This window comes from Paraburkholderia sp. BR10872 (assembly GCF_040965835.1).
GTDB lineage: Bacteria > Pseudomonadota > Gammaproteobacteria > Burkholderiales > Burkholderiaceae > Paraburkholderia > Paraburkholderia nodosa_A.
In genome coordinates this window covers 39,489-53,229 of the sequence record NZ_JBFRCN010000061.1, presented here as the reverse complement: position 1 = coordinate 53,229, position 13,741 = coordinate 39,489, and the positions used below count along the sequence as shown (strand labels likewise).

The window sequence follows — 13,741 nt, the reverse complement described above, 5'->3', positions numbered from 1 at the left end:
CGCTTGCATCTGCAAGCTGCTGCGCACGCTGGGCAACCAATTATCGCGGAGTTGGGCAACGTGATCGTTTTCACTGCTGACTTCGAATACGCTGAACGCGCCCAGTCCCACCAACAAAACGATGACCGACGAGAATCCCAGGATCAGCTGCGTGACCACCTTAAGGTTTTTGAGAGATTGCACGGTTGACGCCTCGCGTTGAGAAGAAATCGGTGGCCAAAGTTCGACTGGCCCGGAGGAAGCAAATTGAATCAGCTGACCTTCGTATCGGCAGCGAACTGCCAGCCTTAAGGAAATTGCGGGATTTCCCCTAAATGCATACGTTAGATGAATCTTTTCAGCTTCGGGAATTCAGGCTACCCTTGCAGCCACCCCTCGGTCTCACGCGAAAGGCATAACAGCGCGGCGTTTTCAGGTTTCCGCCGGTTGCCCGGAACGACCGGATTACTTTAGCCGGTTGCGTACGTCAAGAACTGCTCGCCGGGAAATGCCGCTCCCCGTTGCTGCTGCAGAATCTCCGGGAAACGGCAATTGTCGAGCATTCCTGCTCTGTCTCCAGAGGTCATGTCTGGACGTCATGGCTGGCTCACCGAGCCACCTTAGGCAGCCTGAAACTCTTGCCGGTAGGCGAATAAGCCAGGCAACCCTCCGGTCATGACAAAGAGCATGTTTTTATCTGACGCATAACGACCTGACGTGACACCTTCAATCAGCCCCGCGAAGGCTTTACCGCTATACACAGGATCGAGCAGTAGCCCCTCTTGCGAGGCAAGCAACCGGACGGCGCCGCGCATCGAGTCCGTTGCTAATCCGTAGCCTGGGCCGAGTTGCGATGAGTCGACGCGAACGGCATCGGGCGAGAAGGTAGCCGACTATGGGTTTACCGAGCGGGACATCTTCGGACGCCGGAGGGGCACGCGTGCGACGCCCGGCGGGGGCGTCGTGCCTCCCAAATATCGTGATCCAAAGACGGGCGCGACTTGGTCGGGCAGGGGACGAGCCGCCTAACTGGATCAAGGACGCGACCACAGCAGACCCGAAGCGCGCCGCTACACCGCACATCGATCTGACCAGGCAAGGTGAGGGTCATCATTCATCACGCGGGGTACTCCCCGCGTTAAGACCGACGAGAATGGCCCGCCCCGCTTCATCCCTTGGCTTCTGAATGCCCCCACGTACGTGCGGGATTGTCGCAAGTGGTCACAATTTCATCGGTGGCTGGCCTGTCGTGTGTCAGGCGTGCGCGGCTGCCTATGGGCAAAATCCCTTGAAAACAGCAGACGCTGAAATTCTGTGCAGAAGCATGCTCCTCGTAAACGACAGGATTTCCTCGCGATGCGCTTCAAATGCTATCGGCAAACCATGAACGGTCGGCGCGTCGGGCTCCAAAATGATCCTCGATCGCCTCGGGTGAAATTTCGCAGATCACCTGCAGGATGAATGAACGGGACTGTCGGGTCGCCCGGAACGGATTGGATATCGGAACGCAGCAGACGAGTGTTCCGGCGGTTTTCTGATTGGCCGGTTCTGCGATCCCGCGGGAGAGCCTGATCGCCGCGCGGTCAACGGTCGTCCGTGATGCGCTCGACGTCGCAGTCGCCGATCCTGTCTATCGCGTTTAGCAGCGCATTGAGTGCCAATGGTTTGGTGACGATCTCGTCGACCTTGCCGGTGAAAGCCGGCGCGTCCTTCGGCCACACCAGTGCGATGATACGTGGTCTTTCGATGCAGGTCTCAAAGCCCTCTATCAGCAACATGGAGGCGCCACGAGCAAACGGTGGGACATCGACGACGATCAGTTGCGATGGTTCGAGCCAGACTTCGTGCCAGGTGTCGAAGGCACGCGCCTTCGACCGCCCGTAACCCTTCAGGTCGAGCAGCACGGCTAACGAATCCCGGACCCACTTGTCGTGCCCAACAATCACGATCGGTCCGGATAGCGGTGCTAATTTCGGTACTCCATGGGCGGCTGACTTGCGTAGTGGGCATTCGCTGCGCAGCCACTCCAGTCGGGACAGATAATAACGGTCCTGCGCCCTCGCAAGCCCAGTGAGGGACGTCGCTGAATCGTGCTCGAGGCGTTCCAGGTCTTGTGTCGCCCTGTTTAGCTCAGCGACCGCAGTATCGAATGCGACCGTGTCTTCTGGCTTCAGCATGGGGATGTCGCGTAGGAAATCTAAAGAAGGAGATGTGGACCACCATGCCGGTTCCGGACGATCACCCGTCAGTTCATCGAGTTCAGCGAGGCTGACGCGCGGATCCGATAGCCTGCAGGCAGCGGTTCCCTGATTCTTCCCGGAGCGCGTCCAGACGGTCCAACAGGGCGTGCGCCTCGTCCTCCAGCGTTGCGGGCAGCCCTGAAGTTCCTCGCACGCCATTGATCCGCGCGCGCCAGTAGTCCGGCGACATCACTGGCGTTGACTTCGCGCCATCGTTCTCCATAAGCAGATGCTCAAGCTGCAAAATCATGGCGCGGATGTGAGCGAGTTCCTGCGCCACATGCTCGTTCGGATGCATATGCGGCTCCATTGCGACCGATGATGCGCGCCACCACGTGAAACCCGCATGACTAATGGTTCCAGTCGACCAGCCAAGGTACGTCCGGCCTGCGGGATCCCCACGGAATTGACTGCCAGCGTAGCCTCGGGCATACGCGTGATATGGCCGCGTAAGGCGAGTGAAATCCGAAACAAGGTTCGCAGACGATTGCCGCTCAGCGCTTCCCGGCGATTGCCTGAAGCACTGTGTCACCGTCACGGGTAAGGCGTGGAAGTTGGCCTCCAGATGTTAGCTGTTCCAGAGCGACCAGTTGGTGTTCCAGCAAGGTGTCAAGCTCTTCGCGGTCCAGATCGATCTGCTCTGGAGCGGCCTTGACGAGCATCAGGGTAGCGAATTCGTGAGGGCTTAGCATTTAGATGTCTCCGTATTCTCTCTGGATTGGACGTTGACTGGGAGCATCTATTACCGATGACACACCCAGCACGTCCGAATTGGCAATTATTCCAGGTCTTTTTTTCCGACCTTGCGAATTCGAAGCCTTCAAGGTCAGAGCACAAATAATAATTCGAAATACGATGGGAAACGAATTAAAAGAAAATATGGAGCACTGGCCACAATAGAGCATCTTGGCGGGACGCATTTGCATCGCGACGCGACCCGAATCCAGTGTGCTGGTGGAGGTACCTCACCGCGCAATGGCGCGCATAGCAGGATCGTTTATCACAAATAGTCAGACAATGATTCTGCGAATGGCATGCAGCCGCCCGTCGGTCAATCGCAATACGCCGCTCACGTTCAAAGTCAGCATGATTCGATTTGAATAGTAATGCTATTTTCGAGCGGCATATATTGAAGAGGTGAAACGTCCAGAGACAAAGGGGCGGCGCTACCGACAGCGAAGTGCTATCGTATCTTCAGACCATGCTTTCCTGTCATGCCGATCAACCCGCGGGAACGGGTGCCAAAATGAAAAAGACAAACGCAGAGCGCCTTCAGGCCGGATGCACTATGTCGAACCTGATTGACCAGGAAATCGCACATATCCGGCACGCGGTATCGGTATCACTCGCCAGAGATCTTGCCGGGCCCGTCTTTCCTGCGAGCTACTGGCGCCATAGGCTGCATGCCCTGCTCGATACCGGCCGCGTCAACAAAAGTCAGCTGGGCGAGATAGACAGCCTGCTGCTCATGCTCGATCTGAACGAACTGAATCTTGCCGCGGCCGCCTGCGCTTTTGCAGCCAGGAAAGATCCCGGCGAGACGGTCGGCTGAATCACTGATCAGATCGCACTCGCATTGCTTCAGTTCGAGCGTATTTGGGTCGTCACATTCGCAGGTGACGCGTTTGGGGTGTGCACGCAGTGCGCGGGGCGTCGCTCAACTGTTGTCGACTATCGGCAGCAGTGCCTGCCGGTCGGCGGGTTTCGTGAAGTGACCCGTGAAGTCTTCCGGCAACGGCCCGTGTGTTATCCCAGGTTGCCGTCAATTTCCGCCAGTCCAGCATCGGGAATCGCGACGTCTTGTCGGACGAGCCACACGCCATCAGCTCATCCGCCAGAGCATATGTGGCGGGGCCCTCGTGGCCGGAGCGGATGGTCGAAGCAGCCTTGATATAAAGTACTGCTTACGGCAAACCGAAGAGAACCGCTCTGCGGGCTAAGTGTCGCTAACAAAACTGCTTCGTGAGTTCACGAACGGCGGTTGCATAGCAATGGCACAGTACAATGAGAACCCGTCACTACGACCGAGATAACTATGTCACTTTGTGTTACGTGCCTATGTGGCAAGATTTCCGTCAACTTGCACGGCAGTCCGGCGGCACGTGCGAACTGTCACTGTTCTTCATGCAGGAGCTTTTATGGGACGTCCATGTTTTCTGCAACAGCTTGGGCGGCTGATGCAGTCAGCATTGACGGCGCAGGCCGGACTTTCAAACATCCAGAAAAGCAGTTGACGAAAGCATTTTGCGACGTCTGCGGCGAAGTGATGTTCGGTACCAATCGCCTGGGAATGCGTGTGGTTCCAAATGCATTGGTTGCCCGCGCTACCGATGGGAAGCTCGATGCGGCCTTGGCTCCAACAATGCACCTGTTCTATCGCTAGCGTGTAGTTGACGTTTCGGATGATTTGCCGAAGTATCTCGACGGCTGGGATGGTCCCACGTATGCGCGATAACAGGTCATCGGCAGTGGCGCTCAAGATGCCGGGAACAAATGATGCAGCACGCCAGCATTAACAATGCTGTGTGAGTCTCGATACTTCGCTCGAACCGGATACTGCCCGCTCCTTCAATGCCTGCCAGCATCGCGGGTATCGGCGTGCTGTTTGTCGGGATCGGATTGGCACAGTACTTCAAACATATGCGGCCAGAGATCTTCGAGCGACTGGGTCGAAGCCATAAGGCTTAACTCTGTTCATAGACAGGGCGATCACGTTTCGCCTTGTCTTCTGCGGTTGCGTGTTTCCTTCGATCCCGAGAAGCTTTCGGGGTCTTTTTTTAAGCTGATTTTGCTAATTGACAACTGAATTTTGCTGCCGAACAGAAATGAAAATATCCACGGCTGAGTCAGATCAGTCTATTTCATAGAAAACCTTAGATTCACAAATTCATCTCAAACTATGGCTGTCGAGACAGGGATTGAAAATAAGAAGCGGGCAGCGACGCGGGCCTCATTTTCCTCGCCGGAATCAGCGTCGCGACTTGGGCCCCGTTAGTGCCGTACGCAAAAACCAGGCTCGACGTCGATGAGGCCGTTTTCGGATCGCATACACCGACGGCTTTGGATGCCGGAGCACTCGGCACTGACGTCGCGCCCGCGCGTGAGGAAGAAACTGCCACGCAGGTTGCCGGGCACACACGTGGCAAGCGCGGACGCAAGCCGCTGGATCAGAATCTGCCGCGCGAGATCGTGCGGCACGAATTGCCCGAATCGGACCGCTTCTGCGCGCATGACGGCGATTCGCTGGTTGAGATCGGTGTCGAGACCAGCGAGCAGCTCAATGTGATTCCCGAACAGGTACGCGTCATCCAGCATCAGCGCGTGAAGTACGCGTGCCCCTCCCGTGGGGGTAGATCCGGGGGTAACCGGTCATCGCCGCATCGCCCATACCCTTATGGGACGGGCCTGAAAGGCTACTATGTGAATCCAGTACGGCCCCCATCAAACCGGGGGTTGTGCGCCGCAGCGGCGTGCGCAAACTCGCGCCGGTCCTTGAAGCCTGTCGCTATCGTCCATGAGACTTCGCTCGTGACATGCTGCGGGGCCTCTTGAAATTTCCGTTCCATGCGCTATTTTGTTCATCGCTCAGGCAGTCGCGACAAGCGCTGCGTGTTTCGATTTGTTTGTCGGCGGGGTTTCCCACGGACAGGCGGACTGGAGCGCGTGGTTCCATTCGTCCTCCGTGTCGGCCCCGGTTTTCCAGGAGCCAGTCATGAGCGATCCCTTCTTCAGCACCGATCTGCTGGGCGAATTCGACCGCCTGCAACGGCAGATGGCCAGCCTCTTTCCAGCCTTTCCCGCAAGCCTGCGCGCCACGCGCAGCGAGACGTTTCCACTACTCAACATCGGCAGCACCGACGACAGTGTCGAGATCGTAGCGTTTGCGCCGGGGCTCGATCCGGCGGCGATCGACGTCTCGATTGACAAAGGACTGCTGACGATCAGCGGTGAACGCAGGCCGCCCGAGCGGCAATCGGGGGACGATACGCGCGTGTATGCCAGCGAACGCTTCATGGGCGCATTCCGGCGCGTGATCGAGCTGCCCCGGCACGCGGATCCCGGGAACGTCAATGCGCGCTATGCAAATGGTTGCCTGACCATCAGCATCGGACGTTCCGAGGCGTCGAAGCCCCGCGCGGTCACCGTGCAGTGAGCACGGTGCGAGCCAGGAGATCACGGAGGACATCATGAACGACAGCATTGAACTGACCACCGGTGCGGCGCGCAACGACGTCGCCGACCGTGAGCGCGGCGGACCCACGAAGCAGCCCACCCGCCTCACGCCCGCCGTCGACGTGTTGGAGGACAGCAGGGGCATCACGCTATATGCGGACCTGCCGGGGGTACCGCGCGAGAAGCTCGATGTGCGGGTACAGGACGGCAATCTGACGATCGAGGCCGAGGCGGTGATTCCGACACCATCCGGGCTGAGGCTGCAGCATGGCGAAGTTCGCCACCCGCATTTCCGCCGCGCCTTCGCGCTCAGCCCGGACTTCGACGTTTCGCGCATCGACGCGCAACTGCGCGATGGCGTGCTCATGCTGACGATTCCTCGCCGTGAGGAAGCGAAACCCCGTCGTATCGAGGTGAGCGTTGGCTAGGTACATTGCACACATGTTTCCGGTCGTGCGGCGCGGGCCGCCGGGTCCGCGCCGTTTCGGCACTTGCGCTCAGACAACCATGGACGATACACGCAATCAGAACTGGAAAGGCTTCGCGATCGAAACCAGCGCTATTGCCGTGCGGCACTGCGTACTTCCGCAGGGATCAGGCAGGTACATGGCCATTGTGCGTATCCGGCGCGGCGAGCAGACGGTCGAGGACTGGCACCTGCCGTGCGTCGCACAGCGCTGGGCGAGTGCGGAAGACGCACATCGGGAGACCGTCGAGTACGCCATCCGCGCGATCGATGCGGGACGCTTCGCCGGCACGGAAAGCTTCGCAGAGACGAGGCGACCGGAATCACCCGGGTGAAGCGACGGAGGCTGAATGAGGCATACATCGTGCTGTCTACCGGCTTGCCACGGCCTCGGGGTCGCCGGGCTGCCAACCACCGCCAAGTGCCTTGAAGGCAGCGACGGCTGCGCGGGCCGATTCCGTTTGCGCCTGCACCCGCTCGTCGGATGCGCGCAGTAAATTTTCGTCGGCCTGCAGGACTTCAATCAGGCTGACGACACCTTTTTGATAGGCCGAAAACGAAGCGGCTCGTGCCCGACCAAGTGAGTTCACTCCCTGGGTGAGCACCGCGGCCTGTTCCTCCCGCTTGACGAGCGCTGAAAAGGCGTTTTCCACATCTTCCGTGGCATGCAGTGCGGCGAGCCGATACGCGGCCAACATCTCGGCGTCCTGGCCCCTGGCCTGCGCGATTTGTGCATTGATGCGGCCGAAATCGAACAGACGCCAGCGCAGACCCAACACCCCGGCCGCCTGACTGGCGCCGCCAGTGAACAGATTGCCCGCGGCCATTGACGTTGCGCTCCCGATCAGTCCGCTCAGCGAGAATTTCGGGTAATACTCGGCGATGGCCACTCCGATACGCGCGTTCGACGCAGCCAGGCGACGCTCGGCCACGATCAGGTCGGGTCGGCGCCTGAGCAACTCTCCCGGCGTTCCCGTGTGCGCGATCCGCGGGGCGGGCGGGATGTCCCCAGCATCGACCAGTTCGGCTTGATGCGTGCCGGGCTGTGAGCCCAGCATCACATCCAGTGCGTTCATGGCCGCGTCCAGTGTCGTCTCCAGGACAGGGATGGATGCCTGCACCTGGGCCAGCGCACCCTCAGCCTGGCTTACCTGAAGATCGGCCGCCAGTCCTTTTCCATACAGAAGCTTGATGGTCGAAAGCAGATCCTGTTGCGTTTGCGCCTGCCGCCGGGCCACCTTCAGACGTGCCTGCAATCCGCGAATCGTGATGTAAATATCGGCAGTCTGCGCTGCCACAGCCAGGCGCGTGGCCACCGCGCCGGCTTCCGAAGCCTGATACTCGGCGAGTGCCGCTTCCCGCCCGCGACGCAGGCCACCGAACACATCCAGTTCCCAGCTCGCGCTGAAATTGGCCTCGTAGTCGTTGCCGTAGCGGTCGAATCCGGGCGTTGAATTCAGGACGCGCCCCAAGGGCGTTTCGACAGATTGGTAGACTCGCGCCGCCTGGCCGCTGACATTGCCTGAAGGCAGCAGCGCGGCATTCGCTGCGCCGAGTCCTGCGCGCGCCTGCGAGACGCGCGCGGCGGCCTGCTCGAGGTCCAGGTTCTGTTCCAGCGCGAGCGCGACGAATCGTGTGAGTTGCGGATCGCCGAAACCCGTCCACCACGTGACGAGGTCAGAACTGGCCACCGTGTGCCGTTGATCCACCGCGTCCTGGCCCTGGAACTGCCCGGGCATGGCTACACTGGGCCGGACGTAATCAGGGCCCACGGCGCAGGCTGTCGAGAGGCCGGCAACGATGATCGCGGCGAGCATGTGATTGGGTAGCATGAGCGTCTTCGCAGGGTTACTGTGGTGACCATAATACCAAACGGTCACTGGTTGTCTATTGTTGTATGCTTATCCCCATGAAAAACGCCACCACTCCTCCCATCACGACTCGCGGCCCCGCTGACCACGAAGTACGAGATCAGATCGTTGCCGCCGCCACCGAGCACTTCAGCCGGTATGGCTACGAGAAAACGACAGTCTCCGATCTCGCCAGGGCGATCGGGTTTTCCAAGGCCTACATCTACAAGTTTTTCGAGTCCAAGCAAGCCATTGGCGAGATGATTTGTGCGAACTGCCTGCACGAGATCGAAACCGAGGTCAGGGCGGCCATCGCCCAGACCGATCTGCCGCCGGAGAAGTTGCGGCGAATGTTCAGCGTCTTCACCGAGGCGAGCCTTCGTCTGTTTTTCCAGGACCGCAAGCTCTACGAGATTGCAGCATCAGCGGCCACGGAGAACTGGCAGGCCGTGGTTTCGTATGAGGCGCGCGTCCAGAAGCTGCTTCGGGACATCCTTCAGGAGGGCCGGCAGAGCGGGGACTTCGAGCGCAAAACGCCGCTCGATGAGACCGCGATGGCGATCTATCTGGTCATGCGCCCCTACCTGAACCCGATGCTCCTGCAGTACAGCTTCGATTACACGAAGGTCGCGCCCGCGCAACTGTCCAGCCTCGTGCTCCGCAGTCTGTCGCCTTGAGGGAAATTTCGTTTGTGACCATTGACTAAATTGGTCACAAGAACCACAATGAAAGCCCCGATTCCTCCATCTATGGGACTTTCATGCTTCGGCGTCGCCTCGCTACCTCTGCAGTCGTCTATGCACTGCCACTTGCGCTAGCCGCCTGCGGCGACAAAGCGCCTTCCGATCCGCGCACCGAGACGCCCCTGGTGCGCACCGCCATCGCCGAGGCCGCGATTCCCGCGTCCCGTTCGTTTACCGGAACCGTCGCCGCACGTGTGCAAAGCGACCTGGGATTTCGCGTCTCCGGCAAGGTGCTGGAGCGGCTGGTGGATGCCGGGCAAACCGTCAAACGCGGCCAGCTGCTGATGCGCGTCGACCCCATCGACCTCAAGCTTGCCGCGCAGGCCCGGCAGGAGGCGGTCACCGCTGCACGGGCACGGGCGCAGCAGACCGCGCACGATGAGGAGCGCTATCGCGACCTGCGCGGCACGGGTGCGATCTCGGCTTCGGCCTACGACCAGGCCAAGGCGGCCGCCGATGCAGCCAGGGCGCAGCTCAGCGCGGCCGAGGCTGACGCCGACGTGGCGCGCAACGCGACGGGCTATGCCGAGCTGGTGGCGGACGGGGATGGCGTCGTGATGGAAACGCTCGCCGAGCCGGGTCAGGTCGTCAGCGCCGGACAACCCGTGGTGCGCCTGGCCCACGCCGGGCGCCGCGAGGCTGTCATCCAGCTACCGGAAACCCTGCGCCCCGCCATCGGTTCGGTCGCCCAGGCCACCCTGTTCGGCAACAGCGGCGTGAGCGTGCCAGCCACGCTGCGCCAGCTCTCGGATACGGCGGATCCGCGTACCCGCACCTTCGAAGCGCGTTATGTCCTGCAGGGTGCGCTGGCCGACGCGCCGCTGGGCGCCACCGTCACGATCGAGATACCGGACGCACGCGTGGCGCTCCAGGGCGGCTTGCAGGTGCCGATCGGCGCGCTGCTCGACGCGGGCAAAGGGCCCGGCGTATGGGTCGTCAACGGCGAGCCGGCCAGGGTTGCATGGCGGCCGGTCACGGTCCTTCACCTGGACGACGACAGCGCTCGCGTCTCCGGTACGTTGAAACAGGGCGAGCGCGTCGTCGCGCTAGGTGCCCAGTTGCTGCGCGAAGGCGAACAGGTCCGGATGTCCGGCCAGGCCGTCGTAGTGGCGAACCAGGGAGCACGTCCGTGAGCGAAGGCCGATTCAACCTGTCGGCGCTCGCCGTGCGCGAGCGCTCCATCACCCTGTTCCTGATCTGCCTGATCTCGCTGGCCGGACTCCTGTCCTTCTTCAAGCTGGGTCGCGCCGAAGACCCGGCGTTCACCATCAAGGTGATGACCATCGTCACCGCGTGGCCTGGCGCCACCGCACAGGAGATGCACGATCAGGTCGCGGAGAAAATCGAAAAGCGCATGCAGGAGCTGCGCTGGTACGACCGGACCGAGACCTACACGCGGCCCGGCCTGGCCTTCACAACGCTGACGTTGCTCGACAGCACCCCGCCGTCGGAGGTGCAGGAGGAGTTTTACCAGGCGCGGAAAAAAATCGGCGACGAAGCCGCCAACCTTCCGGCGGGCGTGATCGGGCCGATGGTCAACGACGAATACGCGGACGTCACCTTCGCACTCTTTGCGCTGAAGGCCGGGGGCGAACCGCAACGCCGGCTCGTGCGCGACGCCGAGTCGCTGCGCCAGCGGTTGCTGCACGTGCCGGGCGTGAAGAAGGTCGACATCATCGGCGAGCAGGCCGAGCGCATCTACGTCCAGTTCTCACATGATCGGCTGGCAACGCTCGGTGTCGGCCCGCAGGACGTGTTCGCCGCGCTCAATGGCCAGAACGCCCTGACGCCAGCCGGCTCCGTGGAGACCAAAGGACCGGAAGTGTTGATTCGCCTGGACGGCGCCTTTGACAAGCTGCAGAAGATCCGCGATACGCCCGTCGTCGTGCAAGGTCGCACGCTGAAGCTGTCGGACATCGCCACCGTCGAGCGCGGTTATGAAGATCCTGCGACCTTCATGATCCGCAACAACGGCGAACCGGCCTTGCTGCTCGGCATCGTCATGCGCGACGGCTGGAACGGGCTCGATCTCGGCAAGGCACTGGACAGCGAGGTCGGCGCAATCAACGCCGGGCTGCCGCTGGGAATGAGCCTGACCAAGGTCACCGATCAGGCCGTCAACATTCATTCGGCGGTCGACGAGTTCATGCTCAAGTTTTTCGCCGCTTTGCTGGTGGTCATGCTCGTGAGTTTCGTGAGCATGGGCTGGCGCGCGGGCCTGGTGGTGGCCGCCGCCGTGCCGTTGACGCTGGCCATCGTGTTCGTGGTCATGGCCGCGACAGGCAAGAACTTCGACCGCATTACGCTGGGATCCCTGATCCTGGCGCTGGGCCTGCTCGTCGACGACGCGATCATCGCCATCGAAATGATGGTGGTGAAGATGGAAGAAGGCTATAGCCGCGTGGCCGCCTCCGCCTATGCCTGGAGCCACACCGCCGCGCCGATGCTCTCGGGCACGCTGGTGACGGCGGTCGGCTTCATGCCCAACGGCTTCGCACGGTCCACCGCGGGCGAATACACGAGCAACATGTTCTGGATCGTCGGCATCGCGCTGATCGCATCCTGGGTCGTCGCTGTGGTCTTCACGCCGTACCTCGGCGTGAAGATGCTGCCCGACTTCAAACAGGTCGAAGGCGGCCACGACGCGATCTACGACACGCCCCGCTACAACCGCTTCCGTCAGCTGCTCACGCGTGTCATCGCGCACAAATGGCTGGTCGCCGGTTCGGTCGTTGGCCTCTTCGCCCTGGCCATCCTCGGTATGGGCGTGGTCAAGAAGCAGTTCTTCCCGATCTCCGACCGTCCTGAAGTGCTGGTCGAGGTGCAGATGCCCTATGGCACCTCCATTTCCCAAACCAGCGCCGCGACCGAAAAGGTGGAGGCGTGGCTGGCAAAACAGAAGGAAGCCAAAATCGTCACGGCTTACGTCGGGCAAGGTGCGCCGCGCTTTTACCTGGCCATGGGGCCGGAGCTGCCCGATCCGTCGTTCGCCAAGATCGTGGTCCGTACGGACAGCCAGGACGAGCGCGACGCGTTGAAGCAGCGACTGCGTCAGGCCATCGCCGACGGTCTCGCCCCGGAAGCGCGCGTGCGGGTCACGCAACTCGTGTTCGGGCCGTATTCGCCGTTTCCCGTCGCCTATCGCGTCACCGGTCCGGACCCGGACAAGCTGCGCGCAATCGCGGCTGAAGTTCAGCAGGTGATGGAGGCCAGTCCGATGATGCGCACGGTCAACACCGACTGGGGCACACGCTCGCCCACGCTGCACTTCACGCTGCAGCAGGACCGTCTGCAGGCGGTGGGGCTCACCTCCAGCGCCGTCGCGCAACAACTGCAGTTCCTGCTCACCGGCGTGCCCGTCACCGCCGTGCGTGAGGATATTCGAAGCGTGCAGGTCATCGCGCGTTCGGCCGGCGATGTGCGTCTCGACCCGGCCCGGCTCGGCGACTTCACGCTGGCCGGGGCCAACGGGCAGCGCATCCCGCTGTCGCAGGTGGGCAAGGTCGACGTGCGCATGGAGGAGCCGGTCATGCGCTGGCGCGACCGCGTGCCGACGATCACGGTACGCGGCGACATTGCCGACAACCTGCAGCCACCGGACGTCTCAACGGCCATCACGCGGCAGCTTCAGCCGATCATCGCGAAGCTGCCCGGCGGCTATCGCATCGAGCAGGCGGGCTCCATCGAGGAATCGGGCAAGGCGACGACCGCCATGTTGCCGCTGTTCCCGATCATGCTGGCGATCACGCTGGTCATCATCATTTTCCAGGTTCGCTCGATTTCCGCGATGGTGATGGTGTTCATGACGAGCCCGCTCGGCCTGATCGGCGTGGTGCCGACGTTGATCCTGTTCCGGCAGCCTTTCGGTATCAACGCGCTGGTCGGCCTCATCGCGCTGTCGGGCATCCTGATGCGCAACACGCTGATCCTGATCGGGCAGATTCATCAGAACGAACATGCCGGGCTGGATCCGTTCCATGCGATTGTCGAAGCCACCGTGCAGCGCGCCCGCCCGGTGCTCCTGACGGCCATGGCGGCGATCCTCGCCTTCATCCCGCTGACCCACTCGGTGTTCTGGGGAACGCTCGCCTACACGCTGATCGGCGGTACGTTCGCCGGGACGATTCTCACGCTGGTGTTCCTGCCGGCGATGTATTCCATCTGGTTCAAGATCCGCCCCGGCACTTCTGCGGGTTCGCACAAGAGCCGGGATAACCAGTCATCGCATTCAGAACCGGTGACGCAGGATGCGCTCGACGCGCGCACTTAAAACATCATCAATTTCACCTG

At 61.4% G+C, this 13,741-nt stretch carries 11 protein-coding genes and 5 pseudogenes; 10 read left to right on the top strand and 6 right to left on the bottom strand.

Annotation, left to right across the window (positions count from 1 at the left end):
* Positions 1 to 183, bottom strand: a pseudogene (locus tag AB4Y43_RS33930) (chemotaxis protein); the annotation flags it as partial.
* A gap of 416 nt (positions 184 to 599) precedes the next feature.
* Positions 600 to 848: pseudogene (locus AB4Y43_RS33925) on the bottom strand (D-cysteine desulfhydrase family protein); the annotation flags it as partial.
* Positions 849 to 861: 13 nt separating this feature from the next.
* On the opposite strand from AB4Y43_RS33925, the pseudogene AB4Y43_RS33920 reads away from it, so the two are divergent.
* Positions 862 to 1,024 (top strand): annotated as a pseudogene (locus tag AB4Y43_RS33920) (H-NS histone family protein); the annotation flags it as partial.
* 538 nt (positions 1,025 to 1,562) lie between these two features.
* On the opposite strand, the gene AB4Y43_RS33915 reads toward AB4Y43_RS33920, so the two are convergent.
* The 3 genes from AB4Y43_RS33915 to AB4Y43_RS33905 form a co-directional block, all read right to left on the bottom strand.
* Positions 1,563 to 2,156 (bottom strand): response regulator receiver protein, encoded by a 594-nt coding sequence (locus AB4Y43_RS33915; protein ID WP_342949720.1) that lies wholly within the window; start codon positions 2,154 to 2,156, stop codon positions 1,563 to 1,565.
* Positions 2,157 to 2,238: 82 nt separating this feature from the next.
* Positions 2,239 to 2,517: a hypothetical protein gene (locus tag AB4Y43_RS33910; protein ID WP_368729783.1), complete on the bottom strand. Its 279-nt coding sequence runs from the start codon at positions 2,515 to 2,517 to the stop codon at positions 2,239 to 2,241.
* Positions 2,518 to 2,713: 196 nt separating this feature from the next.
* Positions 2,714 to 2,911, bottom strand: coding sequence for a hypothetical protein (locus tag AB4Y43_RS33905; RefSeq protein WP_368729782.1), 198 nt, complete (start codon positions 2,909 to 2,911; stop codon positions 2,714 to 2,716).
* Between the two features lie 596 nt (positions 2,912 to 3,507).
* Between AB4Y43_RS33905 and AB4Y43_RS33900 the strand changes: the two genes are divergently transcribed.
* From AB4Y43_RS33900 to AB4Y43_RS33875, 6 genes and pseudogenes are all read left to right on the top strand, one after another.
* Positions 3,508 to 3,771: a hypothetical protein gene (locus AB4Y43_RS33900; RefSeq protein ID WP_342949723.1), complete on the top strand. Its 264-nt coding sequence runs from the start codon at positions 3,508 to 3,510 to the stop codon at positions 3,769 to 3,771.
* 477 nt (positions 3,772 to 4,248) lie between these two features.
* Positions 4,249 to 4,674: pseudogene (locus AB4Y43_RS33895) on the top strand (GFA family protein).
* 608 nt (positions 4,675 to 5,282) lie between these two features.
* Positions 5,283 to 5,558 (top strand): annotated as a pseudogene (locus tag AB4Y43_RS33890) (IS66 family transposase zinc-finger binding domain-containing protein); the annotation flags it as partial.
* Between the two features lie 373 nt (positions 5,559 to 5,931).
* Positions 5,932 to 6,372, top strand: a complete 441-nt coding sequence (locus AB4Y43_RS33885) for an Hsp20/alpha crystallin family protein (RefSeq protein ID WP_368729786.1) — start codon at positions 5,932 to 5,934, stop codon at positions 6,370 to 6,372.
* A gap of 34 nt (positions 6,373 to 6,406) precedes the next feature.
* Positions 6,407 to 6,820 carry an Hsp20/alpha crystallin family protein gene (locus AB4Y43_RS33880; RefSeq protein ID WP_368729781.1) on the top strand — a complete coding sequence of 138 codons (414 nt, stop codon included), beginning with the start codon at positions 6,407 to 6,409 and terminating at the stop codon, positions 6,818 to 6,820.
* Positions 6,821 to 6,899: 79 nt separating this feature from the next.
* Positions 6,900 to 7,193 carry a DUF6566 family protein gene (locus AB4Y43_RS33875; RefSeq protein ID WP_342949726.1) on the top strand — a complete coding sequence of 98 codons (294 nt, stop codon included), beginning with the start codon at positions 6,900 to 6,902 and terminating at the stop codon, positions 7,191 to 7,193.
* Between the two features lie 36 nt (positions 7,194 to 7,229).
* On the opposite strand, the gene AB4Y43_RS33870 is transcribed toward AB4Y43_RS33875, so the two are convergent.
* The gene (locus AB4Y43_RS33870) at positions 7,230 to 8,690 is read right to left on the bottom strand and encodes an efflux transporter outer membrane subunit (protein ID WP_368729780.1); all 1,461 of its coding nucleotides are present in this window, start codon (positions 8,688 to 8,690) and stop codon (positions 7,230 to 7,232) included.
* Positions 8,691 to 8,767: 77 nt separating this feature from the next.
* On the opposite strand from AB4Y43_RS33870, the gene AB4Y43_RS33865 reads away from it, so the two are divergent.
* From AB4Y43_RS33865 to AB4Y43_RS33855, 3 genes are all read left to right on the top strand, one after another.
* Positions 8,768 to 9,385, top strand: coding sequence for a TetR/AcrR family transcriptional regulator (locus AB4Y43_RS33865; protein WP_368602786.1), 618 nt, complete (start codon positions 8,768 to 8,770; stop codon positions 9,383 to 9,385).
* A gap of 83 nt (positions 9,386 to 9,468) precedes the next feature.
* Positions 9,469 to 10,584 (top strand): efflux RND transporter periplasmic adaptor subunit, encoded by a 1,116-nt coding sequence (locus tag AB4Y43_RS33860; protein ID WP_368602785.1) that lies wholly within the window; start codon positions 9,469 to 9,471, stop codon positions 10,582 to 10,584.
* Positions 10,581 to 13,721, top strand: a complete 3,141-nt coding sequence (locus tag AB4Y43_RS33855; RefSeq protein ID WP_368729779.1) for an efflux RND transporter permease subunit — start codon at positions 10,581 to 10,583, stop codon at positions 13,719 to 13,721. The genes AB4Y43_RS33860 and AB4Y43_RS33855 overlap by 4 nt, the downstream gene beginning before the upstream one ends.
* The last annotated feature ends 20 nt before the right edge of the window (positions 13,722 to 13,741 follow it).